Annotated in this window: 25 protein-coding genes; 1 reads left to right on the top strand and 24 read right to left on the bottom strand. The window is 37.0% G+C overall.

Translation table 11 applies throughout. The annotated features are described in order from the left end of the window. Positions 1 to 35 precede the first annotated feature (35 nt). The 19 genes from Q5760_RS12695 to Q5760_RS12605 form a co-directional block, all read right to left on the bottom strand. Positions 36 to 1,310, bottom strand: a complete 1,275-nt coding sequence (locus Q5760_RS12695) for an MFS transporter (RefSeq protein ID WP_428908015.1) — start codon at positions 1,308 to 1,310, stop codon at positions 36 to 38. Between the two features lie 306 nt (positions 1,311 to 1,616). Further along, complete coding sequence (locus Q5760_RS12690) at positions 1,617 to 2,399, bottom strand: IclR family transcriptional regulator (RefSeq protein ID WP_428908014.1); 783 nt, start codon at positions 2,397 to 2,399, stop codon at positions 1,617 to 1,619. Between the two features lie 50 nt (positions 2,400 to 2,449). Further along, positions 2,450 to 3,235, bottom strand: a complete 786-nt coding sequence (locus Q5760_RS12685; protein ID WP_428908013.1) for an alpha/beta fold hydrolase — start codon at positions 3,233 to 3,235, stop codon at positions 2,450 to 2,452. A gap of 160 nt (positions 3,236 to 3,395) precedes the next feature. After that, positions 3,396 to 4,145 (bottom strand): ABC transporter permease, encoded by a 750-nt coding sequence (locus Q5760_RS12680; RefSeq protein WP_428908012.1) that lies wholly within the window; start codon positions 4,143 to 4,145, stop codon positions 3,396 to 3,398. A 12-nt stretch (positions 4,146 to 4,157) separates the two neighbouring features. After that, positions 4,158 to 4,928, bottom strand: coding sequence for an ABC transporter permease (locus tag Q5760_RS12675; protein WP_428908011.1), 771 nt, complete (start codon positions 4,926 to 4,928; stop codon positions 4,158 to 4,160). Further along, positions 4,918 to 5,727: an ABC transporter ATP-binding protein gene (locus Q5760_RS12670; RefSeq protein WP_428908010.1), complete on the bottom strand. Its 810-nt coding sequence runs from the start codon at positions 5,725 to 5,727 to the stop codon at positions 4,918 to 4,920. The genes Q5760_RS12675 and Q5760_RS12670 overlap by 11 nt, the downstream gene beginning before the upstream one ends. A gap of 76 nt (positions 5,728 to 5,803) precedes the next feature. Further along, the gene (locus Q5760_RS12665; RefSeq protein ID WP_428908009.1) at positions 5,804 to 6,811 is read right to left on the bottom strand and encodes an ABC transporter substrate-binding protein; all 1,008 of its coding nucleotides are present in this window, start codon (positions 6,809 to 6,811) and stop codon (positions 5,804 to 5,806) included. 194 nt (positions 6,812 to 7,005) lie between these two features. Next, positions 7,006 to 7,710 carry a GntR family transcriptional regulator gene (locus tag Q5760_RS12660; protein ID WP_428908008.1) on the bottom strand — a complete coding sequence of 235 codons (705 nt, stop codon included), beginning with the start codon at positions 7,708 to 7,710 and terminating at the stop codon, positions 7,006 to 7,008. 114 nt (positions 7,711 to 7,824) lie between these two features. After that, complete coding sequence (locus Q5760_RS12655; RefSeq protein ID WP_428908007.1) at positions 7,825 to 8,535, bottom strand: ABC transporter ATP-binding protein; 711 nt, start codon at positions 8,533 to 8,535, stop codon at positions 7,825 to 7,827. Continuing rightward, positions 8,528 to 9,274 (bottom strand): ABC transporter ATP-binding protein, encoded by a 747-nt coding sequence (locus tag Q5760_RS12650; RefSeq protein ID WP_428912570.1) that lies wholly within the window; start codon positions 9,272 to 9,274, stop codon positions 8,528 to 8,530. The genes Q5760_RS12655 and Q5760_RS12650 overlap by 8 nt, the downstream gene beginning before the upstream one ends. Beyond that, a complete protein-coding gene (locus Q5760_RS12645; RefSeq protein WP_428908006.1) occupies positions 9,252 to 10,247 on the bottom strand; it encodes a branched-chain amino acid ABC transporter permease in 996 nt (331 codons plus the stop codon). The genes Q5760_RS12650 and Q5760_RS12645 overlap by 23 nt, the downstream gene beginning before the upstream one ends. After that, positions 10,244 to 11,104 (bottom strand): branched-chain amino acid ABC transporter permease, encoded by an 861-nt coding sequence (locus Q5760_RS12640; RefSeq protein WP_428908005.1) that lies wholly within the window; start codon positions 11,102 to 11,104, stop codon positions 10,244 to 10,246. The genes Q5760_RS12645 and Q5760_RS12640 overlap by 4 nt, the downstream gene beginning before the upstream one ends. 115 nt (positions 11,105 to 11,219) lie before the next feature. After that, positions 11,220 to 12,449 carry an ABC transporter substrate-binding protein gene (locus Q5760_RS12635; protein WP_428908004.1) on the bottom strand — a complete coding sequence of 410 codons (1,230 nt, stop codon included), beginning with the start codon at positions 12,447 to 12,449 and terminating at the stop codon, positions 11,220 to 11,222. A 106-nt stretch (positions 12,450 to 12,555) separates the two neighbouring features. Further along, positions 12,556 to 14,937, bottom strand: a complete 2,382-nt coding sequence (locus Q5760_RS12630; RefSeq protein WP_428908003.1) for a xanthine dehydrogenase family protein molybdopterin-binding subunit — start codon at positions 14,935 to 14,937, stop codon at positions 12,556 to 12,558. A gap of 27 nt (positions 14,938 to 14,964) precedes the next feature. After that, entirely contained in the window at positions 14,965 to 15,471 is a 507-nt protein-coding gene (locus tag Q5760_RS12625; protein WP_428908002.1) for a (2Fe-2S)-binding protein, read from the bottom strand. Next, complete coding sequence (locus tag Q5760_RS12620) at positions 15,464 to 16,351, bottom strand: FAD binding domain-containing protein (protein WP_428908001.1); 888 nt, start codon at positions 16,349 to 16,351, stop codon at positions 15,464 to 15,466. The genes Q5760_RS12625 and Q5760_RS12620 overlap by 8 nt, the downstream gene beginning before the upstream one ends. Before the next feature lie 14 nt (positions 16,352 to 16,365). After that, positions 16,366 to 16,812: an SRPBCC family protein gene (locus tag Q5760_RS12615; protein ID WP_428908000.1), complete on the bottom strand. Its 447-nt coding sequence runs from the start codon at positions 16,810 to 16,812 to the stop codon at positions 16,366 to 16,368. A 218-nt stretch (positions 16,813 to 17,030) separates the two neighbouring features. Then, positions 17,031 to 17,651 (bottom strand): nucleotidyltransferase family protein, encoded by a 621-nt coding sequence (locus Q5760_RS12610; protein ID WP_428907999.1) that lies wholly within the window; start codon positions 17,649 to 17,651, stop codon positions 17,031 to 17,033. Continuing rightward, positions 17,644 to 18,696 carry an XdhC family protein gene (locus tag Q5760_RS12605; RefSeq protein WP_428907998.1) on the bottom strand — a complete coding sequence of 351 codons (1,053 nt, stop codon included), beginning with the start codon at positions 18,694 to 18,696 and terminating at the stop codon, positions 17,644 to 17,646. Before Q5760_RS12605 ends, Q5760_RS12610 begins: the two co-directional genes overlap by 8 nt. Before the next feature lie 247 nt (positions 18,697 to 18,943). Here Q5760_RS12605 and Q5760_RS12600 point away from each other — a divergent pair, with 247 nt between their 5' ends. Continuing rightward, positions 18,944 to 19,888, top strand: a complete 945-nt coding sequence (locus tag Q5760_RS12600) for a DMT family transporter (RefSeq protein ID WP_428907997.1) — start codon at positions 18,944 to 18,946, stop codon at positions 19,886 to 19,888. Positions 19,889 to 19,970: 82 nt separating this feature from the next. Here Q5760_RS12600 and Q5760_RS12595 read toward each other — a convergent pair whose 3' ends face one another. The 5 genes from Q5760_RS12595 to Q5760_RS12575 form a co-directional block, all read right to left on the bottom strand. Then, positions 19,971 to 20,756, bottom strand: coding sequence for an SDR family NAD(P)-dependent oxidoreductase (locus Q5760_RS12595; protein ID WP_428907996.1), 786 nt, complete (start codon positions 20,754 to 20,756; stop codon positions 19,971 to 19,973). Between the two features lie 108 nt (positions 20,757 to 20,864). Next, entirely contained in the window at positions 20,865 to 21,644 is a 780-nt protein-coding gene (locus Q5760_RS12590; RefSeq protein WP_428907995.1) for a hypothetical protein, read from the bottom strand. Between the two features lie 16 nt (positions 21,645 to 21,660). Further along, the gene (locus Q5760_RS12585; RefSeq protein ID WP_428907994.1) at positions 21,661 to 23,007 is read right to left on the bottom strand and encodes a bifunctional folylpolyglutamate synthase/dihydrofolate synthase; all 1,347 of its coding nucleotides are present in this window, start codon (positions 23,005 to 23,007) and stop codon (positions 21,661 to 21,663) included. A gap of 64 nt (positions 23,008 to 23,071) precedes the next feature. After that, positions 23,072 to 24,181, bottom strand: coding sequence for a hypothetical protein (locus Q5760_RS12580; RefSeq protein WP_428907993.1), 1,110 nt, complete (start codon positions 24,179 to 24,181; stop codon positions 23,072 to 23,074). A gap of 8 nt (positions 24,182 to 24,189) precedes the next feature. Further along, a complete protein-coding gene (locus Q5760_RS12575) occupies positions 24,190 to 24,852 on the bottom strand; it encodes a hypothetical protein (protein ID WP_428907992.1) in 663 nt (220 codons plus the stop codon). Positions 24,853 to 24,878: the final 26 nt, after the last annotated feature.

The raw sequence follows: 24,878 nt of genomic DNA, 5'->3' as shown, positions 1-24,878 counted from the left end.
TAATATTGATTTTAAAAAAACATTTATCGTGGTATTTATGAAACCGTCACTTCTTGTGTGGTCATTTTCAATTGATTTACTTCATCCGCTTCTTTCTTTATTGTAAATAGGTAAGCAATAAAACCTAAAAAGGCAGCTGTAATAAGTAGTATTAAAGAAGTTGTAAAGCTTCCACCTGAGAGATCCCTCATGAATCCCATAATATAGCTCGAAAAACCACCCATGATATTTGTAAAACCCATCAACCCTGCAGCCCGGCCAGCGGTTTCGGGTGTCGAAAACTTAACAACAAATAAATTACTTAATTGGAATACTCCACCTTGACAACCCATTGCAAGTCCCATGCTTAATCCCGCAATTAATGGATTTTGGGTAATCATAGCAATGGTTAAAAATACTCCTGTGAGGGCAAATAGGATGGTAGCTAATAATCCTGGACGCCCTGTTTTATCAGAGAAGAAACCACAAAATAGAACAAATCCTAAAGCAAATAACCAAGACAAGGATGTAATTCCAGTCATTGCTTCCCTTTCAAATCCTTTCGCATCAACTAAATACGTAGGAAGCCAAATGCTTATACCAAAGAATAGAAACGCTGACATTAACATTCCAAACCATGTAATCCAGTACCGAGAATCCTGTGAAAAACTTTGAACTGATTTTGCTTCTCCATCATCGTAACGAATATAAGCTAATTCTTCTTTACTTAGACGAGGATGTTCTTCCGGTTTATCTCGTGTTAAAAATAGGAATAACGGAATGTTTAAAAATAGATTAAAAGTAGCTAAAGCATAGAATGCACCTTGCCAATGGAAGGTTGCTAATATGGATACTAACATAACTGTTCCAATTGCTGGACCTAGATAATTCCCTACTAACCAAGAAGATTGGGCTCGTCCAAGCTCCCTTTTATGGAACCAGTTGGCTATAAATTTACTTGATACTGGAATCATCATCCCTTCACCTAATCCAAGAATGACCCGGCTAATCAAGAACATTCCGTAAGAAGTTGATAGCGCTCCCATAATCATCGTCGCTGTCCAAACAAAAAGCCCCATGATCGCTGTTTTTCTTGCCCCTAACTTATCAATGATAACGCCCCAAAATAAATTTGATACCGCATACGCGATAGTAAAAATAAAGGTAATGAGACCGATTTTCGCATTTTTATCATCGCCTGTTAAACCTAAATTCGCTAAAAATTCCGGATCCGTCTGTATAACTGATATTCCTAATTTGTCAATTTGACCGAAGAACCAAAAGAAAAATATGGGTACGGCAATGTATAACCATCTTTTATTGTTTTTCATCAATACTCTCTCCCTTCATTACCTAAAAATAGAATATATTTGTAAGAAATAAGATGCCCTCCTTATCAAAAAATAATGTTTTATATACAAAACATCGTTTTGTGTATATTTAAATTTTAAAATGAAATTATCTTACAGTCAACAATTTTATTCCAAATTTTCTGATATTTTAAAACATTCCGTCGTCTGTAAAACAATTACCTGACCATGAAATAGAAAAGGTGTCAACACCCCTTTACAATCGTTAGCATGATTCGCTAATGATTGTTTTTGAGTGGTTGTTTGACACCAGACATGACATGAATTCTACTGAGAATACCCCATATAACTTGTTAATTTATTTGCGGTTTTTACTATTTTCGGAAGCACAATTTCCTCAATTGTTTTCTCATTATAGGTGGAATCGGTCGCAACAACATTGATCGCTGCCAAAATATTACCACCACGACCAAAAATAGGTGCCGCAATGGACTGTATTCCACTGCGCAGCTCGCCTTTTGAAAGGGAATACCCATTGTTTTTAATCAATTGCAGCTCTTGTTCCAAATCAGCAATAGACGTAAACGTTTGATCCGTATACCGGCTTAAATCCGTTTGGTTAAGGATATGATTCAATTTCTCCTTCTTTTGAAAAGCAAGAAGCAGTTTTCCATTTGCTGTTGCGTGCGCAGGCAATCTCATCCCGATGCTCACGTTAATCGCTGCAATTCCCCTTGCAGGTGCACTAGCTACATATACCACTTCATTCCCTTCCAAAATAGAAATGTGACAAGAGGACCCTAGCTCATCACGAATACCATCAAGGTAAGGCTGTGCAATTTCTGGCAGCTTTAATGTACTTAAATAAGAAAATCCTAATTCTAACACTTTTGGTGTTAATTCATAGCGTTTCGTATGTTCATCTTGACGAAGATACCCCAATGATTGAAGTGTATATAATAGCCGGTACGGTACCGTCCGACTTACACCTAATTTAGCCGCAATCTCTGCCAATGATAATGTTTTCTCTTCTCCATTAAACAGGGTTAATATTTCTAATCCACGCTCTAAAGAATTGGAATTATACCGATTTTTCTCACCCTCTGCCATTTTCTTCATCCCCCTTATATTACAATCTAATTTTATCTTATTTTACTAGTTTACTTGAAAAACTGCATCACATGCTGATTGAATGTACTTGCATCTTCCTGATAACATAAATGACCTGTTTTTGGAATGGTAACCATTTGTGAATGGGGAATCTTCTCATGAAACACCTGGGATTCACTAACAGGTGTAACTCGATCTTCTTCACCACAAATAATCAAGGTTGGAACCGTAATCCTTGGAAGGATATCCATTTGGTTTACATGATACAATGAATAAGCCACCCCTCTGTAACCAGCAAGCCTTACTTGTCCCATAATTTCTTGGGCTTCTCTTTTCACTTCTTCACTTGGATGATCTCCTAATAGAGCATGTATTCGATTTGCTGCCATTTCTTTCGGCTTTAAATTTTCGATCGAATGTAGACGATCACGAAGTCTTTTCTCATTGACCTCTTCTGTTAAAGCTGCTGACCCCCTCGTGGCATCAGCAAGGATTAATGCCTTGACCTTGTCTTGATAACGGTCTGTAAAATCAACTGCAATACAAGCCCCCATTGAGTGACCTACAAGATATACCGAATCATAAGGCAACTGTTCAATGAACCCCTTTAATGCATCCGCAAATTCTGAGAAATATCGAAATTCTTTCTTTGGATCAGAACTTAGACCATATCCCGGAGCATCCCAGGCAATTACTTTAAAATGATTCTTTAGGCCTTCCATTTGTCGTCTCCATGATTGTGAGTTATTGGATAATCCGTGCAAAAAAACAACAGGTTCCCCTGTTCCGGCCATCTCAAAATGAATGGATAAATCATCAACTTGAATGAATGGCATTTTTGTCACAACCCCTTTTTTGTTTTAAATAAAAAACATCGTTTTTTTTATTATATCAGCATATTAGTATTTTTTGTTATAATTATTTACTGAATAATTTTAAAATACAAACGACCCCTAGATAGCAACGAATAAGCAACTAGGGGTCTCAACCTCAATCTTATGACCAATAAACAAATCGGTTTCTAATAAGAAGTAGTATTCGGTCTAGTGCATAACCAAAGAGTGACACAAAAATCACAACCGCTAGGACACTGCTTTGTGATAAAGATGCTGAATAATAGGTTAACATATATCCAATACCATTACTGGAGCTAATCATTTCTGTTAATACGGCAATGACTACTGCAATCGGTAGTGCAATCCGAAAACCTGTAAAAATGGCTGGCATCGTTCCTGGTAAAAATACTTTCCAAAACAACCGACGACTGTCGGCCCCCATATTTTGGCCAGACCAGATATAAAGGTGGTTAACCCTTTTCGCCCCTGCATACGTATTAACAACGATAGGGAAGATACATTCTAAGAAAATCGTGAATATTTTTGATCCTGACCCAATCCCGAATAGCAATACAAAAATGGGATAAAGAGCAACCCTCGGAATTGGATATCCAACGGTAAAAATTGGCTGCATGAGATGATCAAAAATGGAATAGCGACTCATGATTATCCCTATTGGGATCCCTACAATGGCTGCAAGCGCAAACCCTGCAAGTATCCGATATAAAGTTATTGAAATATTAACCCATAACTCACTCATAATAATGAACTCACTAAATACGAGAAGTATTTTTTCTAATCCTGGAAAAAGTTGTTCTGGAAACATACCTGACAACGCAAACGCTTGCCAAAGAACAGCAACCCAAAATAAAGCTTGATACTTCTTTACAAAATTCCATACTGTTGTCATCTCGTTCCTCCTTTACCGCTCATTCCACCACAAAACTCGTTTTTGTACCAACATGAGAAGTCGATCAAAAATCAAGCCTAATAGTGAAATCACTGCGACAGATGCTATGACAATATCCGTTCTTCCAAATGAATCCGCATTTAAAATTAAAAATCCAAGTCCCTGCCCCGTTGAAGTCCCAATCATTTCTGAAGAGAACATCATCGTAAATGTAAGCGCTAAAGCAACACGCCAACCATCGAATATTTTCGGTAATGCTGCTGGTAGTACGATTTTATATAATTGTTGAAACTTACTTGCCCCCATATTCTCTGCAGACCATAGGAACATTTTATTTACATTGCGAACCCCATCAAGCGTTGCAATAAAACAAGGGAAAAAGGCCGAGGAAAAAATAATTAAAATCCTCGTAATATCAGTTACACCAAACCAGACAAGAAAAACTGGAAGCAAAGCAATTTTCGGAATCGGATTTAAAAAAGACACGAGTGGATCAAAGAATTTACCAATTGATTTAAAAAAACCTGCGATAATGCCTAGTCCGGTACCTAACATGACGACATACACAAACCCTACTAATGTCCGGTATAGACTTACACTAATGTGAGGGAAAATTTCTCCACTTCGAAACATCTCAAGCAAATACGTAATAACGGTTACCGGATCTGAAAGATAAGAAGGAAACCAAGAAGTTAAAGATAAGACATACCATAATAAAAGGAGAACAGCGAGCTCGATCAGTGAATAAATAACAAAGAGACTTTTTTTAAAATTAATTTGCATTTGAAACGCTCCTGCTAAAACCTTTTACGTTCTCCTCACCGTGTAAAAGATCCCATATATAATTGCGGTAATCAATAAATTCATAAGATTTTCGTATAGACAAATCACGTGGTCTTGGCAGTTCAACTTTAATAATTTCTTTTACAGTTGATGGTCGTTTTGTAAGCACAACGACGTAATCACTTAAATAGACTGCTTCCTCAATGTCATGTGTAACAAAAAGGACGCTTTTTTTAGCTTCGGACCAAATTCTTAATAACTCAACTTGCATTATTTCTCTTGTTTGAGAGTCAAGAGCACCAAATGGCTCATCCATTAATAATACCTCTGGGTTAAATGCCAATACTTTAGCAAGTGATACACGTTGCTTCATTCCCCCTGATAATTCAGAAGGTAAATGATCTTTAAACTCCCAGAGCCCAACAAGTTTGAGTAAATGTTCAACACGTTCATGAATTTCTTTTTTCGGCAGGTTCTGCATTTCAAGACCCCACGCCACATTCCCAAATACTTTTCGCCAAGGAAAAAGGGTGGACTCTTGGAACATCATTCCTCGGTCTGGTGCAGGTTTATCCACTTCATTTCCTTTTACCAATACTTTGCCAGATGTTTTGTCTATAAAACCACCAACAATATGAAGGAACGTACTTTTCCCACATCCACTCGGACCTACGACACTAACAAAATCCCCTTCTTTTATATCAAGGTCAATTCCTTTAATGGCGACAATTTCTTCCCCTTTACGGGTAAAAACTTTTCGTAATCCATCTATTTTAATAGCACTTTCAAGTCTATTCATGAGATTACCTCCTTTGTTTTACAGAACTCGGATCCCTCATTATTAGGGACCCGATCTCCGCTCTATAATGTTGAACTTATTTATTCACAAAAGAATCGTCTACTAAACTATCAATCTCTATTTCTTTTTCAATCCATTTATCTTTTAATAGAAGCGATTGAACAAAGTCCCAGCTTTCTTTGTTAAAGCCAACATTGTCATCACGATTACTATCTTCCATATTTAAATAGATCTCTGGATCTGCTAATACCATTTCAGCATCTAGTAGTTTCTGTCTTGCTTCTTTTGGATTTTCATTATAATATTTCGTGATCACTTTTAAATCATTGATTAATGCTTGTGTTGCTTCTGGATTCTTTTCAATAAATTCAGGGCTTAAGAAAAGATTAAAGAAATCTTCATCCTCTGGTACACCTGTTTTTGAGGTAAATACAACTTGGAACTTATCTGTTTTCGCTGCCATATCGTAGAAAGGCTGCGGGAACATTCCGACATCAATTTTTCCACTTTCAACAGATTCTGCAACTGCTGGAATTGGTAATACGGCCCATTTCACATCTTTTTCTGGATCAAGACCTGCCGAACGAACTGCTGCACGAGCCCACATATCAGTTGGAGACTTAAAGTCTGGAATTCCAATTGTTTTTCCTTTTAAATCTTCAATCGATTTGATACCAGATCCTTTTAATGCCATGAAAGTATTATTAAAACCAACATCAGGGGTATCCTTCGCTAAGTTTGCAACAACTTTTAAATCCACACCCTGCGCTTTAGCCATGATTGCAGAAGCTTGTCCAATTGTTCCACCAACAATTGATCCGGCACGATATGCATTTAAACGATCCGTGTTGGCGCGGAACTGTTGAAATTCAAGGGTATATTTTTCGCCATAATTTGGTGCTAAATCGGATGCAACTTTTGCTAGCCATAGATTTTCTTCAGTGGCTGTACCAGTTCCTAGAGTGATGGTTACAGGGGCATCTCCATTTTCTTCAGAATCCCCGCCCGTTGTTTCGGACGAACTACATGCTGCCATCACACCGACAAATACAATAGAAAACAATAACACTAGCATTTTTTTCATAAATACCTTATCCCCCTTTTTTTGTTTATACTTATGTTTTCTTCTCGATTTCCTTTGTTTTATATACAAAACAAAGTTTGGAAATTACTAATGTAGGTTTATTATATAGTTATATCGTTTACTCTGTCAACAGAATCTTCTGAATATTTACAAAAGAGGGTGACAAGCACCTCCCAGTTTTTGGAAGGTATCTGTCACCCTATTGAGGTATTATTAAATGTTGTAAGATGCTTGTGGTGTTCATCGATATGTTGTTTAATGATTGACACTGCTTTTTCTTTATCCCGTTGTCGTAAGGCTTCTACTAATAAAACATGCTCGTATGTCCGATCTTTGTACCATTTTGGATTAAACTGCCCCATATCCCCATGTATACTTAAAAACGATATTCTCATAGATAGCCATAGCGAGTCTGAAAATTTTTTCATAAACGTATTACCTGTAAACGAATAGATTAATTGATGAAATTCATAGTTTAGACGAGAGCCCTCTGTATAATCATGATTTTCAATGGAATAAAGAAGCTTTTCATTCGTCCACTCAAGCTGTTTCAATTGTTCAACCGTGATCAGCTCACATGCCTTCGTTACAGCATATTCTTCAAGAAAATTCCGAATTTCAAACTCTTGTCGTAGTAATTCGAAGTTGATTGGGGCAATTTCCATCCCAATTCCAGGTTTTACTACTAGGAACCCCTCTTGTTCTAGTTTTCTTAGTGCCTCTCGAACGGGCGTACGACTACAATTGCATTTTTTAGCTAAATCATCTTCTGTCACTCGGTCTCCTGGTAACAGATGTCCCTCTATGATTTCATTTTTAACAATCTGAAAAATGGCCTCGCGTAACGGTATAGAGGAATACCGCGACAACTCCGATTTGTAATCACTTTTACTAGTCATGTTGACTCCTTCCCAATACTATCGTTATCTTCATATCTATATGATTTTGTTACCACACCCTTATTTTACCGACTCTTTTACAAAAGGTCATCTACAGATAGAGAGTGTGAACGGTTAGACGCCAAGGTATTTATGAAGAATTTCATCACTTTTTAATAAAACCTCTGGAGTTCCTTCCCAAACGATTTGTCCTTTATTCATCACTAACACGCGGTCAGCTACATCACAGGCTAATTTCAAATTCTGCTCAACAACTAAAATGGAAAGACCTGTTTTTTTCAATTCTAAAATAATATCCCTAATTTGATCAATAATAACAGGAGCAAGTCCCTCTGAAGGTTCATCCATTAAGATAAACTGTGGATTTGTAATGAGAGCACGGCCGATCGCTAACATCTGCTGTTGCCCACCAGAAAGTTCATTCCCCATATTTTGCTCACGCTGCTTCAACACAGGAAATAATTCATATATTTCATCAATCGCCCAATATTTTAAATTCTTTTCCTTATGTTTAATTGTTCGACTCGGCAACAATAAATTTTCTCTAATTGTTAAAGACTGAAAAACTCTACGACCTTGAGGGACTAAAGCCATATGAAGTTTCGAAATTTTATTTCCTGGCATTTTTTCAATATTTTTACCCAAAAATGAAATACTGCCTTTTTTAGCCTGTATTAAACCTGAGAGTGTGTGAATAGTTGTCGTTTTTCCGACACCGTTCCTACCAAGTAAGGCAACACATTCACCCTCTGCTACATTGAAATTAACTCCTTGTAAAATATGACTATTCCCGTAATACGTATGAACATCAGCAACATTAAGCATGCTCTTTCGCCCCTCCTCCAAAGTAAATTTCCTGAAGCAATTCATTGCCACTTATTTCTTCTGGAGTACCCGACATAATGGTTTCACCATGATGAAGAACCGTTATTTTGTCAGCTGTACTAAATACTACCTCCATGTCATGTTCAATCATAAGCAGGGTAACATCTCGAGGAATTTGCTTAATTAATTCAGTTGTCCGAACTGTTTCAGATGGTGACATCCCGGATGTTGGTTCATCTAAAAGTAGGATTTTCGGTTTCGCACAAAGAGCCAGCATGATCTCTAAAATTCTCTGCTCACCATAAGATAGGTTCTTAACCAAAATATCTTTACGTTGTCTTAAATCCCATTGTTCCAACAACTCGATACATTCTTGTTCAATATCCTTATATGATGATAATGGTTTAAATAGCTTCATTTTATAAGGCTTCTCTGACAGAAGTGCTAATTTAATATTCTCGGCAACCGTTAATTCATTAAATAAATTATTTTTCTGAAAGGTTCTGGCCATCCTTAGTCGAACTCTTTCATGTGACGGTATATCTTTGATCGATCTCCCTTCTAAAAATACATCACCAGACTCAAATTTAAGTGTACCGTATAAACAGTGGATAAAGGTTGTCTTACCTGCTCCATTTGGTCCGATGATGACATGCCTTTCTCCAGGTTGTAGTTCAATCGAGGCATCACGTAACACATGTATCGCTTTAAAAGATTTATTTAGCTTCTCCACTTTCATTAAGCTCAATGACCCCTGCCCCCTTTTGTTTTGTCGTTAATTTTTTCTTTGGAATGATTTTATTCCAGATCGTTTGTAATAAATGGAAAATGCCACCCTTGTTAATTAATACAATCACGACAAAGAGAATTCCCATGATTAAAGACCAACGATCTGTCATTGTACTAACGTAGTTTTGCAAAAAGATAAATACACCAGCACCAATTACCGGACCAAACAAGGTTCCAAGCCCACCAATAAAGCACATAATCATAACGGTTGTTGCCATATGAACACTATAAATTTCCGGACTAACGAATTGTGTTTTATATACATATAAACCACCTGCTAGACCAGCTAATCCACCTGCAATAACATAAACAATCATTTGATATTTTTTAACATGATAACCTAGGGCAACCATTCGGCTTTCATTTTCCATGACTCCCTTTAATCCTTTTCCAAGCGGAGAATTGACGTATAAACGAAGAAATAAGTAGGTAACAACAAATATAATCCCAATAAAATAAAATAGGCTTAGTGGTGAAATTAATTGAATAAAACCTAAATCAGGTTTAATGGATACTCCTAATCCGTCTGCCCCTCCCCATAAATCAGTTTGTCGGAATAGAAGAAACAACATTTGTGTCACAGCTAACGTAATCATTAAGAAAAAGATTCCTTTATTACGTAATGCAATTAATCCTGTTAAAAATGCAAATAAGCAAGAAATTAGGATGGCTGCTGGCAGTAATATATAGATACTTGTTTCTTTTTCACTTAATACTGCTACTGCATAGGCACCGATCCCAAAAAAAGCACTATGTCCTAATGATTGTAATCCACCATACCCCATAATTAATCCTAAACTCATCGCAAAAATGCCCATGATCAGTACTTCCGTTAGCATATACATGGTAAAAGAGGAGATAAAAAATGGGAGTACCATAACAGCAATCATGAGTAATAGAGAGGCAATAATTGTTTTTTTCATGATTCCACCCTTCCAAATAACCCTGTTGGCTTAAAGATTAAGACTAAAACCATTACAGCAAAAATTAACAGAGAGGCAACATCTGGAAGATAGATTTTTCCAAATGAATCAACCAAACCAATGAGTATCGCGCCAAGAAATGCTCCCTTCCAACTTCCTAACCCGCCAATTAATACAATAACCAGTGAATTTACTAAGATTTCAAATTCCATTTTTGGATACATTCCTAAAATAGGACCACTCAATACTCCCCCAAGCGCAGCAAGTGCAGCACCAAATAGGAATACGGATAAGAAAATTGCTTTAATATTAAATCCAAGTGCTCCAACCATTTCCATGTCATCTACACCAGCACGAACAATCATCCCAACTTTTGTTTTCGTTTCAAAGTACCAAAGTAAAATGGTACAAAGTACTCCAATCGCGATAACAAACAAACGATAGATCGGGAAACTACTAGATCCGATTGCAAAAGAGAAATCAAAAATCGCAGGAACTGGGATTGACAAGAAATCTCCGCCCCATAACCATAAACTGACATCCCCAATGATAAAAATTAAACCGATCGTTAACAAAACTTGAGAAGCTTCATTGCCGTGAAACCGAGAGATTAAGAATCTTTCAACTACAAAAGCAAGAATCATAACGATAACAATCGTAATGATTAATGCAAGCCAAAAATTCATTCCCCTGCTAACCATGGCATACGCTACATATGAACCAAAAAGGAAAAACGAGCCATGCGCGAGATTGATAATTCTCATAAGACCAAAAACAATAGATAATCCACTAGCCATTAAGAATAACAGCATTCCATAGGTTAAACCTGACAATACATTTACAAGAAATAGATCCATCATTCCCTCCCCTTTCATATGAATTAATAAGATACTGACCCGAGTGAGGGTTAATAATCAAACAATACATTATATTCTGATTATCAATACCCCACTGGGTCAGCTTTTTTAACGATTAATATTGCTGATAATTAACATTTTCATCAGGCATTTTTACATTTTCATAAGTTTTTAATAGTTCAAATGTAATTTCACCTTTGGTTTCTTTACCTTGAATCACATACATATTCTGAATAAATGTATGTGTAACAGGATCCATTTCAAGTGGACCACGTGGACTTTCAATCGAAATTCCTTCTTTAAGAACGCTGATTAGATCTGTACCTTTTGTAGTACCAGCTTTTTCAATGATTTGTGAAATTAATGTCCCACCATCATACCCATTAACAGAATAGGTTTCTGGTAATTTATCATACTTCTCTTGATAAGCTTTAACAAACTGTTGGTTGATTTCATTTTCAAGTTCAGGGAAATAGTTGATCACAGCCTGGCCGCCGACAACTGCATTTCCAACAGCATCTATATTGGCTGGAGCGTTTATTAATGCACCGCTATCAATCAGTGTATATTGTTCTTTTAAACCAAATTCTTGATATTGCTTGATAAAACGCGATCCATCTGCACCGGGGATGAACATAAACACAGCTTCAGGATTTTTATTCCTAATTTGAGTTAAATAAGATGAAAAATCACTTGTCCCAAGTGGCACCCAAATCATTTCACTGACGGTTCCGCCACCCTCTTCAAAATTGGGTACAAAATCTGAAATCATTTCGTGACCTGCTACATAGTCAGAAGCAATCACCACTGCATTTTTTCCGATTTCATCTGAAATATATTTACCAGCAGTCGAACCAAACTGCCATGCAGCAAAACTTGTTCTCCATGTATAATCACTGTTTTTCTCCCATGATAAAACATCTGTTGAACCAACTAAATTAATAAAAGGAATTGTTTTATCACTGTCAGCCTTATCTCTTAGGGCCAGTGCAATACTTCCAACTGTACCTCCACCAATGATATCAACACCTTCATTAGCCGCTAATTGTTCATATTTACGCAATGCTGTTTGTGGATCACCAGCATCATCTTCAAAAATCAACTTGACGTCTCGTCCATCAATTTTGGGATTTTGCTCAAAATATAATTCAAGCCCTTCTTTAATTGGAGTACCCATTGCAGCGAAGTTACCAGAAAGAGATAAGATAAAACCTAGTTTAATCGGTTCACTCGAATCCCCTTCTGATTCTTCACTATTGCTATTAATTGCACTACCACTACATGCTGCTAAGAAAAGAAGACTAAATACAACTAAGACTAGAAACAACTTTTTCCACTTTTTCATACACAGGACCCCTTATTTAATAGTTTTTTTATATAATAATTGCACGTTTCTAGTTGTTCTTTAGAAGTGGCTCTTATGCATCTATTATTTTATTAAACATGTACGATTAGCCTAAAGTCGAACTGTGCTGTTTCTCTTCAGCTTCTTTAATGAGCCGGCGTAATCGACTAGGACTTACAGGAAGTTGATTGATCTCTATTTCTAAATGTGCTAACGCATCCACAATCGCATTCGTAACCGCGGCAGGAGGTGCAATGGCTCCACCTTCTCCTACCCCTTTTACTCCAAGTGAATTTCTTGTAGATGGGTATACTTGATGACCTTTTTTAACTGATGGGATTTCCATAGCTGTTGGCAATAGATAATCCATATAACTTCCAGTTAACAATTGCCCTTTCTCATCATATACAATCTCTTCATATAGAGCCGATCCAATTCCTTGAGCAATTCCGCCCTGAACTTGCCCATCTACGATCATTGGGTTAACAGGAACTCCACAATCATGAATACATGTATATTCTCGAATGTCTACTTTTCCCGTTTCCTTATCTACTTCTACTTCTGCCACATGAATAGAAGAAGCAAATGTAGTGGTTGGCGGTACAAAATAATGGGTAACTTGTAAACCTGGTTCGATTTCAACTGGAAGCGGTGGTCGCGCAGCGGGTCTTGTTCGATTGAAAATATCGACCCATGTTAGAACTTTTTCCGAACTTTGTTTAGAAAAAATCTTTCCATCTTCCATGATGATATCTTCTGGGGAAACCCCAAGCATCAAGCACGCTACAGTTTCAACTTTTTTCCTCAATTTCAATGCACCTTCGTGCATGGCATTCCCAGCATTCACTGTACTACGACTGGCATACGTTCCGGCACCAAAAGGAAGTACCGATGTATCTCCAACTCTAATAATGACATCATCTGGCGTTAACCCCAGCGCATCAGCACCAATTTGGGCAAAAACCGTTTCATGTCCTTGACCTTGCGGGGAGGCACCTAAATGAGCAATCACTTTGCCAGTAGAATCGACACTTAAATGTGCGCCTTCAAATGGACCTGCACCAGTTCCTTCAACATAAGAAGAAATCCCAACACCAATATATTTACCTTGCCTTTTAGCTTCAGCTTGGCGAGCACGGAATCCTTCATAATCAACCATTTTTAGCGCTTTATCCAATGCTTCTGGATAATTACCACTATCATAGATTAGCTGGGCACCGTCTTTGACAAAAATTCCTTGATCGTATGGCATCTCATGGGCTTGGATCATATTTTTCTTCATCACTTCAAGTGGATCCATTTTTAATTTTCTTGCCACCATATCAATGATGCGATCCATTGTAAACACTGCTTCAGGTCTACCTGCCCCTCTAAATGGGACATTTGGTGTTTTATTAGTTAAAACAATTCTTGCCTTAATATCATAGTTTGGTATTTTATAAGCCCCGCGCAAATGATAAGCCGTATTATATGCACAAGTAAACCCAAAAAAGTTAACAGCTCCTGCATCCAATATGAACTCATCTCTTAGACTGGTGATGGTTCCATCGTTTTGAAAAGCCACGACCACATCATGCACTTGGTCTCGTGATTGACGAGCACTTGTCAAATGTTCTAAACGGTCTTCTATCCATTTCACAGGTCGGTTGTGCTTTTTACTAAGATACGGAACAATAATTTCTTCGGGATGAACCCCACCTTTCGGTCCAAAGCCCCCGCCAACATCTGGAGCGATTACACGAATCGATTGTTCTGTCCATCGTAAGCAATGAGAGATCGTAGCCCGAACTTCAAATGGCAGTTGGGTAGCTGACCACACTTGCATCTGATTGGTTCTACCGTCATATTCTGCTACAACGCCTTTTGTTTCGATTGGATTGGAGCCTAATCGAGGAGTTGATACTCTTGTTTTTAAAACGTGATCCGCTTGTTTTTCTACTTCATGAGTTGGTTGACCTGTTTTCACATGGAACTGCATTTGGATATTTTTCTTGATATTTTCATGTACTAATGGAGCGCCTTCTTCCATCGCCTTAAATGGATTAACAATGACTGGTAATTGTTCGTATGTCACTTGAATTAAATCGGCAGCATCTTCTGCAATATAACGATTTTCAGCAATAACAACAGCAACTGGCTGCCCTACATAAATTACTTTATCAATTGCCAATACATCCTCATAGTTGTATTGTATTTGAGCATTGATGGCCTCTCCTACATTTGGAGGAACCGCACAATGGGCATCAAATTGACCGATCGGCTTAATAATTCCTTTAATGTCTTGACCTGTTAAGATGTCGACAACACCTTCAAGTTCTTTCGCTTTTGTAATATCAATTTTTTTAATGAGTGCATGTGCCTGTGGGCTTCGAACAAACGTTGCCTCAAGCATACCATCTAGATAGATATCTCCGACAAAAAGCCCTTTTCCTGTTACTAAACGATAGTCTTCCTTTCGCTGTATATTTTGACCAATGTATTTTTTCACAGAAAAACCTCCCCTTTCCACCTACATTCAAACTGAAGAAACAGTTTTTTTCTGTTGTTCTTGCAGCCTTCCTGCAGCGTCTTTAACCGCTTTAATAATATTTTCATAACCGGTGCAACGGCATAGATTCCCAGAGATTGCCTCACGGATTTCCTCTTCATTCGGATTATGATTTTCTTCTAAAAAGTGAGTGACGGTCATTAAAAAACCCGGTGTACAAAAGCCGCATTGCAACGCATGATTATCAGAAAATGCCTGTTGAAGAAGGTTTAGGGTTCCATCAGGTTGATTTAAGGATTCTACGGTTTGCACGTCACATCCATCTGCCTGTACCGCAAACATTAGGCAGCCTCGTACTGGTTCTTGATTAACGAGGATTGTACAGGCGCCGCATACACCATGCTCACACCCAACGTGAGTACCAGTTAGGCGTAATTCATCTCGGACAAAATCCGTTAATAAAAACCTAGGCTCTACTTCCTTTTTAATGTTTTTTCCATTTACTTTCATCTCAACTAGTACTTTATTAGACATGAAGAATTCCCCCTTTCGCACGTTCAACTGCTTTTCTTAGTGCCCTTACTGTCAATGTCCCTGCTAATTCTTTACGATATTCAGCGGTTCCATGAAGGTCTGATTCAGGATCAACACTCTCTTCTACTAAACTCATAATTTGTTTCTCGACTTCTTCTATTAATTCTTGGCCGATTAAAAATTCTTCGACCTCTTCAAGTACAGTTGGGGTTGGATTCACGCCACCTACAGCCAATTGAACGTGTTGAAATTCGCCTGTATCGTTTAAATCGACCACACAAGCAACTTCAGCTAATCCAAAGTCCCCATGTCTTCTAGCAATTTCAACAAATGCTGTTCCACTTTCCTTCGATACAATTGGAAAACGAATTTCTTTAACGATTTGATCCGGTTGAAGGGATGTCAACATATACGTTAAGAAAAACTCTTCTGGTGCCACTACTTCTTCAGTACCATCAGCATTTGCAATTACGATCTCACCTCTTAATGCAGTAAGTACACAAGGTAACTCTGCTGAAGGATCACCGTGAGCAATACTGCCTCCAACCGTCCCTCTATTTCGGATTTGTGCATGCCCAATCCAAGGAACCGCTTCATATAATACCGGACATAACTCGAAAATTAAGTGTGAATTTTCAACCTCCTTATGCTTTGTTAATGCCCCTATCGCAATATAATCATTTTCTTTTCTAATGTAATTTAATTCTTTAATTCCTGTAATATCAATGACGATTTTTGGAGTGGAAAGTCGCATATTCATCGTTGGGATTAAACTTTGACCACCTGATAGAATTTTTGCATCATCTCCATGTTCTTCTAAAAATTGTAAAGCTTCTTGTAAGTTCCTTGGCTTTATATATTGAAATACAGCTGGTTTCATTTGATCTCCCTCCCTTATAACACTCCTGCTTTAAGCTGCTTTTGCACATCTTTAAAGAAGTTTCCGGCTAAAAATTTTGCTACGCCACCAATCACCCTGCTACCAACTCCTGCAATCATCCCGCCAATTTCAGCTTCACATTCCCAAATAACTTGACAACCTTCTTCTATCGGCTCAATTTTACAATCCATTTGAAGATCCACAAACCCTGGTTTCCCACTTCCAGATGCATGTAAGCGGTAATGCGTAGGCTTTTCTACATCTTCAAATTTTGCTTTTCCTGTATATTCACCTTTTACTGCTGCTACCCCAAGCTTTAAGTAAACATCATATTCTCCGTCTTCATTTAATGTAAGTGACTGACATCCAGGAATCGCATTTTTTAAAATTTCTTCAGAATGGAGCGCTTCCCAAATGACATCATAACTTTCTTTGAATTTAGCCGTTCCACTTAAATTCACTACATTTCACCTCTTTGTAATTTCGGTATACCTGTATACAATAAAAAGGACACTCCCATAATTGGGGAAATCTTTCAATCATCACTCAATTATGGGAGTTTCTATTGAATACCTGTATACCATGATTTATAGTAAATCACCCTATTTATTGGTCTTAAATATAATTAATATTCTGAATATTTTAATCCTATTACTATAAAACCTTTTAATTAACAACCTTAGTCATTTATGACCTTAGTATAAATGATCTTACCTAACTCATATTCTTCTTTGGTATCTAAATCCATTCCCCAATCTTCACAGTCAAAAGGAAGGATCTTAGCAGATGATTGGTACTTAATAATAATTTCTTTTCCACCTTGATCCCCTTCTATCTCTAAGAATGCGGAATAAAGATCTTTATGAATAAGGATCGGATGTCCTAATTTATTCTTGTATTTTGGACGTATAATTCGAACCTCTTTTGATTTCTCTCTTTCAAATTCTGTTATCATGGATTGAATCACAGAATCTGGGACAAAGGGCTGATCTCCTAGGAAAATAAATGCGGCATCTGTTCGGTCTATCATTTGTCGGATCCCTAACTTTAACGATGAAGCCATCCCGCTAGAGAAACTTGGATTTTCAATCAAGTCAAATCCATCCAAATCCTTTGTCTCGTCACGAAATACTTGTGTATATTGGCCGCCAATTAAAATATTGGGGGCCAGTCTATTTCTTATCGCCAGTTCAAGCGGAAAGCGAAAAAGGGGTTTTTCCTGCAATGGTAATAAAAGTTTAGGTTGTCCCATCCGCTTCGACATTCCAGCAGCCAGGATAACAGCTCCAATCTTAAGCATGAATCTTTACTTTCCCTTTTAACGGCATTCCTGTCCGATTATTTCGAACCGTCAATAATTCGGAAACAATGCTGATCGCTACCTCTTCCATCGTTTCTGCCCCTATATCTAGTCCAACAGGTGAATAGATCGTATCTATATTAGTAGAATCAGCTCCTAGATTCACTAGCATTTCCTTTGTTCTGGAAACAGGTCCTAAAACACCGATATATTTTGGGTTACTATTTAGTGCAAGTTGTAAGGCTGATTCATCCCGATGTTGCAAATGATTCATAATCACCCACCATCTATCTCCCATAACATTTGGTTGAAGATCTTCAGGATCACATATAAGATGTTCTACATTCGGAAAATACCGTTTATTATTGAAATCGCTTCTTGGATCTAATACTGTTACTTGAAAACCAGCTTTTGCCGCCAATTCTGCGACTGGTATTGCATCTTTTCCAGCCCCTGCTACGACCAGCTTTTGAGAAGGACGAATCACATCAAGTACATATCTTTTATCATTGTGTTCAATGATTTCAGCACGACTTTGGGAAGAAATCCGAGCATATCCTTTTTCATACACATCGGAAGGCAATATGTCCGTATCCCCAATGATATCTCCATCCTTTGATACTAGCGCCTTTATACCTGATGGGATTTCTGTTATTAAACAAAACTCTTCTTCACGTTGAATTTGTCGCTTTGTTAACTCCCAGAACGATTCGTTTTCTTGGATAGGAAGAATAAAAATTTCAAGTGAACCTTTGCAACCGATTCCTAAACCCCAAATTTCATTTTCATCTAAATCATAATTTTTTAAAATAGGAGTTCCCTCTTTAAGAGCTCTTTCTGCATAAGCAAAGAGATCTCCCTCTAAGCAGCCACCACTAATGGTTCCTACCATTTCCATGTCTTCTGCCATCATCATTTTTGTACCTGGGAGTCTATATGCCGAACCATTCACTCCAATAAGCATCACAATTGCCGCTTTCTTTTTCCGCTCCCATGCTTCATGAATGGAATCAACGATGCTGCGAAATTCACTTAAGCGTGACATTTGTATACCCTCCTTTATGTAAAATAGGTATTAAAAAATACAAAAAATTATACGTTTATTATATTCTGAATTTTTTAAATAATCAAGAAGTTTTTAAAACTCATTTCTTTTTTGTCTTTTTTCGTTAATATCATTCATTGCACGAGGTGTTGGTCTCCCTGAATCTATTTAAGTCCCTTTTATTTTCATAAATCATAATTGGTGCTAAAATGAAAGTTATGACATAAAGGAAGGTTGGTTGGCGTGAATGAGCTCAGCAAAGGTTTATTTACTTTTAATTGTGAATATGGTTTTTTGGGGGTTTAATGTTTCTTTTGTAAAAATGATTGTGAACCACGTTCCACCAGTAACGGCTACAGCCTTTCGCCTTTTCTTCGCAGCATTTACCGTTTTTCTCATTCTTGGGCTGACCCGCAAGATTCGTCTTCCACGCGGTAAAGAATGGGGATATATTGTTGGTGGGTCTCTCACAAGCATTGTTGCTCATCACTTCTTCTTAGCCATCGGATTAACACAGACTTCTGCTACAAATGCTGGTTTAATTTTGGGAATGGGCCCCCTACTAACTGTATTGTTATCAATGGTCTTTTTCAAAAAAATACCTACTTTTATCGCAGCGCTTGGTTTTATTCTTGGAAGTATTGGAGTTAGCTTGACCGTTCTATTTGGTACTGGGGAAATTCAGGGAGTAAGTATTGGTGATATAGAAATCTTTCTTTCTATTTTTATTCAATCCTTTGGGTTTATTGTCATTAATAAAGCAACGAAAACAATGGAGGCCCTTTTATTAACGGCTTATATGCTACTTGTCGGAGCTATTTTCCTTTTAATCATTAGTTTTGGAATGGAACCTGCTGGTTTATCTACATTTGTAGAAGGTTTTTCTTCCATTTGGATCGCATTTTTTGCTTCAGCGGTTTTATCAACTGCTGTTGGACAAATGATTTATAATTTTGCGATCGGTAGAGTTGGTGCGGCAACAGCTTCCATATTTCTTAACTTGAACACCCTTTTCTCTGTTGTTGGAGCTGTATTATTTCTCCAAGAAACGATTAAACCTGCCCACTTGCTCGGTTTTCTCTTGATCGTAACAGGGGTAATTATGGGGTCAGGAACGCTAGAAACCTTTATCAGACAACGACGTAAAAAGAAAATACCATTGCAACAATCGGTTAATCCTTCTAATCATTAAAAATATAAACGAATGACTAGGCACTTTTCCAATACCGGAGAGTGCCCTTTTTAATGATTAAAAATAATATCTTTTCTTTTAATCAATCCCAGCTAAGCGGTCTGGCGATTTTTTGAATCGCCGCTCCATCGACCATTAAGTTCTGACCACTTACATAGGAGGCTTCATGTGATAACATAAATAAGCAAGCATGGGCAATGTCTTCAACTGTACCTAATCGACCAAATGGTTGGAATTGTAAATATTGGTTTAATGCATCTTCAGGATCTGAAGCTTGTTGGACAAAGTTTTGAAACATCGGAGTATCTACAGAACTTGGACAAATAGAATTGACTCTTATATTTAACGGAGCACAATCTAAAGCCATTTGCCTAGTTAAGGCAAGTAAGCCTGCTTTTGAAGCCGCATAAGCAGATGAGCGAGTCATATGCTTCTCAGCGTGCCATGATCCAATATTTACGATTGATCCGCCACCATTCTTCTCGATTTCTGGAATGGCATATTTGCATAATAAAAATGGTCCATCTAAATTTACAGCAAACACTTTATGCCATTCTTCTAGACTTAATTCTAAAACGGATTTACGACTTGTCATCCCGGCACAATTGACTAAATTGGTTACTTTGCCGAACTGTTCTACAGTTGTTTTGACTAAATGGATGACCTGCTCCTCATTGGCTACATCTGTTTGCACAAAGATGGCTTTAATGTCTTCGCCTTGTAATCTTTCAACTGCTTTCTCTCCGGCTGTAGGATTAAGATCTGCTAGAACTACTGCTGATCCTTCTTTGCCGATTCTTTCTGCAATACCAAGACCGATATCTCCCGTACCACCTGTTATGATCGTTACTTTATCTTTCATTCTCATTGTATTTTTCTCCTTATTTTTATAGTTATCGTTTTATTTATATTATTCTGAAAATATAAAATCTAATAAGTGCCTAGACATCCAAATCCATTCTAGGCACTTATTTCATTATACATGAAGTTTTAGTAATTCTTCTTTAAAATCAAACATTCTTTCAAATAATTCTACAACTCTTTGAAAAGAATCAGGATGCGATCGGATGAATGAATATAAATTCGGATTCAGATTTACCTCGATTACCTTTTCTTCTGTTTCCCCGATTAAGAAATCGACAGCTATATAATCAAATCCCAAATGTTGTGCGATTTTCTCAGCCTTTTCCCTCAACTCATTTAGCTTACTATCAGAAATATCAACTTGTTTATCGATGATCGGTCGTAATGGATTATCAATATTATTTGGTTTCAAGTGATACAATTCAGCCTTTTTCCGAAATAGGATAAAACGCAATTCACAAAGGTGCGGAAAAAAGCTTGAGATGCAGTATCTTTTCTCTTTCGGTATTGTTTTCGCAAATTCTTCTAACTCCTCTAATGTTTCAAAGGAGGTTAATCCTTTGCTTTTGTTGCCATCAATTGGTTTTAGTACAACTTTTTTTGTCCCTTTTTCAGAAAACACATCGTACAATTCTCCAACTTCCCGAGGATCCTTTAGATGAATTTCGCGTGTCATGATACATGGAATTCCTTCTTTTTCAAGAATAACCGACGTCAGTACCTTATTCGTTGCAATACTGTGATTTTGACTATTAACCGGGATGGTTGATATTCCATCTGAATAGAAAGAAAGGTCTCCTTTCGTATATTTCGTTAAATAATCACCAGATTCAATCATTTTCTCGATGCTCCAGCCCCGATTCGTAGCTGCTTGGTTTATATATGAAATCAATTAAGCTCTCCTCTCTTTACTTCCCAATATCCATTAGATCTTGATTCCACAAACGCTTTGCGTTGGCAATTAATGTCTGCGTCCCAATGATGAGAATGGTATCCACTCCCTGCTCTTGTTTTGCTAATTGTATTGCTTCCGCTAGTATGGGTGCTTCGACCGAATTTGTTAAAAATGATTTTGCAACTTTGCCTCCATCTTCAGGAAAAACTAAATGCGAAATATCGGGTTTGGTGACTATGATTTTCTGGGAAAATTCACTTACAACCCGAATTACTCCTTTATAATCTTTATTTTCGGGGACCCCTACAACGGAAACAACATGATTACAATTGATTTTTCGCACTACCTCTTCGATGTATCTTGCAGATTTTTCATTGATTGCCCCATCAACAATGACCGTTGGGTGCTGATCAATAATTTCACACCTTCCAGGCCATTGGATACGACCATAACATTCTTTTAAAATCGATGTATCTATCGATTCTCCGAGAATATCTTCACAAAGCTTCACAGCCGTAGCAACATTTATCGCTTGGAAACTACCTAAAAGAGGCAGCTTAAGATTACAGTAGGTATGATTCGACGTTTCAATATCAAAAATGGTGCCTCTAGCACTGATTGCGATATTTTTAGCAATAAAATCCTTTCCATATGTGGACAATTGGTTCAATCCCCATTCATGTATTTTTCCCAAAACTTTAGGTAAATGTTCATGCTGTTCACTTAAATAGACGAATTTCGTTTCATTCTTAATGATGTCTAGTTTATGGTCGATGACGTCATCAATCGTTGGTCCTAAATTGATGAGATGCTCTTCCATGATCGGCGTAATCACAGCCCATTCATTTTGTAAAATATTGGTGTCGTCATACAACCCACCTCGACCACATTCAATAATATTGATGTCAGTCTGATTTTCTTTAAAATACATTATCGCAATCGCAAGTGCGAGTCCAATCGGTCCTTGATATTCATTCGATTTCAATTCTGATTCAATCATTTGAAATGGTTCAACGAGTCTGTTACTCAATCTAACAAAGTCTTCGTCAGAAATGGCTTTCCCATCGATTCGAATTCGTTCATTAAAACGAACTAAATGCGGGGATGTAAATAATCCGACCTTGAAGCCTAAATGACTTAGTAAGGAGGAAATAAATCTTGAAGTCGATCCTTTTCCTTTACTGCCCGTAACCAAAATAAACTTTTGATTTTGGTCCGGTGAGCCTAGATGGTCAAATAATTCTCTAGTTAGTTCAGGCTTTTTTACTTTCGCATCTTTTGTTTCGTTTATATGGTTTATGGCTCTTAAATAAGATTGATAAATAAGATCTTCTGCCTCTTTCATGGTTTTGATTGTCATGATACACCTTCTTACTATTCTAGGTTACACTTTCCAGTTTCTGGAAGGTGCCTGGCACCTAACTTTATTTTACTTTTGCTCTCTCTTCTGACAATGAGGCAAATATGACGATTGGTGAAATTATGATGATTAGTAGAATGATCTTGATGATATTTTGATAACTATTGGCTTTAATGATACTGAAAATGGAAAACCAAAGCGCTATTAAAGGTAAGATCAACTTATTAATATGTTTCAATAAGATAAACTTCATACTTCTTCTCACTTTTATCACTGAACCGATGTTAGGAATGCCTAATTGATTTCTTGTGGTGGCCGGGATTCCAATATATAAATGGCTATCAATAAACTTTGTCTTATCATCTTCAATTTTAATGACTTCATTCACATTCTCTGGGTCTAAATCAAGTACTGGCAACTTTTTGCTTTTTTGATTATACGAGATGATGAGTCTATCATTCTCTTCAACACCTAAAAACTTTCTAATATTAGGGTGCATGCGAGTCACGGTACGCGTTTCATCGAAAGGATAATTATAACCGACTCGCAAATCCAATTCCCGATATCCAATAAATAAATCACCTATTTTGCGTGTTAGTTTGAAATAGAAGCTTTTTGCCCCTAAAAGCAATTTCTTTACGATCTTCTTTTTGGTATCTTCTTCAGCACGAGTAATGATCAATTTTTTCTGAATATCCCCATTTAATTCTAGTAAAAGCAAATGATATCGATTTAAAAAGACTTTATCGCAATCTGCCGTATGGGTTGCTTTTTGTAATTTCACCTTCATTCGATATCCGTTTGTTATATTGATAAGTTCAACGTTATTTGAGAATTCGTCAACTAATTCTTCAGAAGCTAAGACAAAAGGTTTGTTGATATTTTCTACCTTTGGAATGCCTCTTTTGACGAATTGAAAGGGTTGAGGTTGAATGGTCACATATGTATTGAAACCAATTTTTCCAAAACACCTTTTTGAAATTTTGGCTCTCCCTTTTTCTACATTCGAATTAGCCATCAACATGCAGGTTACGATTTGTCCATTTTCAGATTCGACTTTTACATAAAGATAATTGGTTAAATGAATTCTTTCTAAGTCCTCTGGATGAATATCAATCTGTAATTTGGCCACGTAAGAGAATTCATTCATTACTTGAAATTGATTGTCCGACACAAAAATAGTCATCCCTTCTTTAAATGTTCGATGATCTCGATCAATGATTTAATTAAACTCGCATAAGCCTCAAAATGATTTGGATCACGGTAAAAACGATTGATTTCAATTTGAACGGCTTTTATATGTAAAGTGTTTTTTGAAAAAGAGGTAATTGTTCCAGGGTGGCTGGCTGTAAAAGCAGCATTATTCTTTACGTCCTTCACACCGTTTTCTCTGAAAATATTGATGATTTTATTAATGCTATTCTCATCGATTGATTCCCCATTCATGGTTCCCAAATCAATATCAAAATTTCTCTCGCGAGAAGCACCGTGCAAATCTACTATATAATCAATCTGGTTATTGTTACAAAGATTTTTTAGAGCTGATTTATACTGTCCACCAATTGTGTAATTAGGATCTTCATCACAAATTCGATTACTGTAAATTAAAAAAGAATTGGTATAAGACTGAACAATAGAAGCAATCGCTCCGGTATACAAATCCGCATTTTTTACCCTATTATTTCTGATATGATTAACTGCATGTGGTGCAGAAATCAAAATAGGATTTGTTCCTAATTTTATATCAAAAGGCAATAAATGAAAATCAAAACCATTATAATGATTATAAGAAAACTGCTTTTCAAACATGTTTGTTGCATCTAATAAACGAACTTTATCCAACATCCGATCTTCTCCCTTAAGATTAAGTT

It is taken from the genome of Niallia sp. Kr1 (genome assembly GCF_050389805.1).
GTDB lineage: Bacteria > Bacillota > Bacilli > Bacillales > Cytobacillaceae > Bacillus_BD.
The sequence above is the reverse complement of the archived record's forward strand: the minus strand, read 5'-3'. Positions and strand labels throughout refer to the sequence as shown.

Excerpts from the sequence above, each read along its gene's own strand:
- Q5760_RS12695 (WP_428908015.1), bottom strand. The coding sequence starts at position 1,310 with ATGAAAAACAATAAAAGATGGTTATACATTGCCGTACCCATATTTTTC.
- Q5760_RS12690 (WP_428908014.1), bottom strand. The coding sequence starts at position 2,399 with ATGGCAGAGGGTGAGAAAAATCGGTATAATTCCAATTCTTTAGAGCGT.
- Q5760_RS12685 (WP_428908013.1), bottom strand. The coding sequence starts at position 3,235 with ATGCCATTCATTCAAGTTGATGATTTATCCATTCATTTTGAGATGGCC.
- Q5760_RS12680 (WP_428908012.1), bottom strand. The coding sequence starts at position 4,145 with ATGACAACAGTATGGAATTTTGTAAAGAAGTATCAAGCTTTATTTTGG.
- Q5760_RS12675 (WP_428908011.1), bottom strand. The coding sequence starts at position 4,928 with ATGCAAATTAATTTTAAAAAAAGTCTCTTTGTTATTTATTCACTGATC.
- Q5760_RS12670 (WP_428908010.1), bottom strand. The coding sequence starts at position 5,727 with ATGAATAGACTTGAAAGTGCTATTAAAATAGATGGATTACGAAAAGTT.
- Q5760_RS12665 (WP_428908009.1), bottom strand. The coding sequence starts at position 6,811 with ATGAAAAAAATGCTAGTGTTATTGTTTTCTATTGTATTTGTCGGTGTG.
- Q5760_RS12660 (WP_428908008.1), bottom strand. The coding sequence starts at position 7,710 with ATGACTAGTAAAAGTGATTACAAATCGGAGTTGTCGCGGTATTCCTCT.
- Q5760_RS12655 (WP_428908007.1), bottom strand. The coding sequence starts at position 8,535 with ATGCTTAATGTTGCTGATGTTCATACGTATTACGGGAATAGTCATATT.
- Q5760_RS12650 (WP_428912570.1), bottom strand. The coding sequence starts at position 9,274 with ATGAAAGTGGAGAAGCTAAATAAATCTTTTAAAGCGATACATGTGTTA.
- Q5760_RS12645 (WP_428908006.1), bottom strand. The coding sequence starts at position 10,247 with ATGAAAAAAACAATTATTGCCTCTCTATTACTCATGATTGCTGTTATG.
- Q5760_RS12640 (WP_428908005.1), bottom strand. The coding sequence starts at position 11,104 with ATGGATCTATTTCTTGTAAATGTATTGTCAGGTTTAACCTATGGAATG.
- Q5760_RS12635 (WP_428908004.1), bottom strand. The coding sequence starts at position 12,449 with ATGAAAAAGTGGAAAAAGTTGTTTCTAGTCTTAGTTGTATTTAGTCTT.
- Q5760_RS12625 (WP_428908002.1), bottom strand. The coding sequence starts at position 15,471 with ATGTCTAATAAAGTACTAGTTGAGATGAAAGTAAATGGAAAAAACATT.
- Q5760_RS12620 (WP_428908001.1), bottom strand. The coding sequence starts at position 16,351 with ATGAAACCAGCTGTATTTCAATATATAAAGCCAAGGAACTTACAAGAA.
- Q5760_RS12610 (WP_428907999.1), bottom strand. The coding sequence starts at position 17,651 with ATGCTTAAGATTGGAGCTGTTATCCTGGCTGCTGGAATGTCGAAGCGG.
- Q5760_RS12605 (WP_428907998.1), bottom strand. The coding sequence starts at position 18,696 with ATGTCACGCTTAAGTGAATTTCGCAGCATCGTTGATTCCATTCATGAA.
- Q5760_RS12600 (WP_428907997.1), top strand. The coding sequence starts at position 18,944 with ATGAGCTCAGCAAAGGTTTATTTACTTTTAATTGTGAATATGGTTTTT.
- Q5760_RS12595 (WP_428907996.1), bottom strand. The coding sequence starts at position 20,756 with ATGAGAATGAAAGATAAAGTAACGATCATAACAGGTGGTACGGGAGAT.
- Q5760_RS12585 (WP_428907994.1), bottom strand. The coding sequence starts at position 23,007 with ATGACAATCAAAACCATGAAAGAGGCAGAAGATCTTATTTATCAATCT.
- Q5760_RS12575 (WP_428907992.1), bottom strand. The coding sequence starts at position 24,852 with ATGTTGGATAAAGTTCGTTTATTAGATGCAACAAACATGTTTGAAAAG.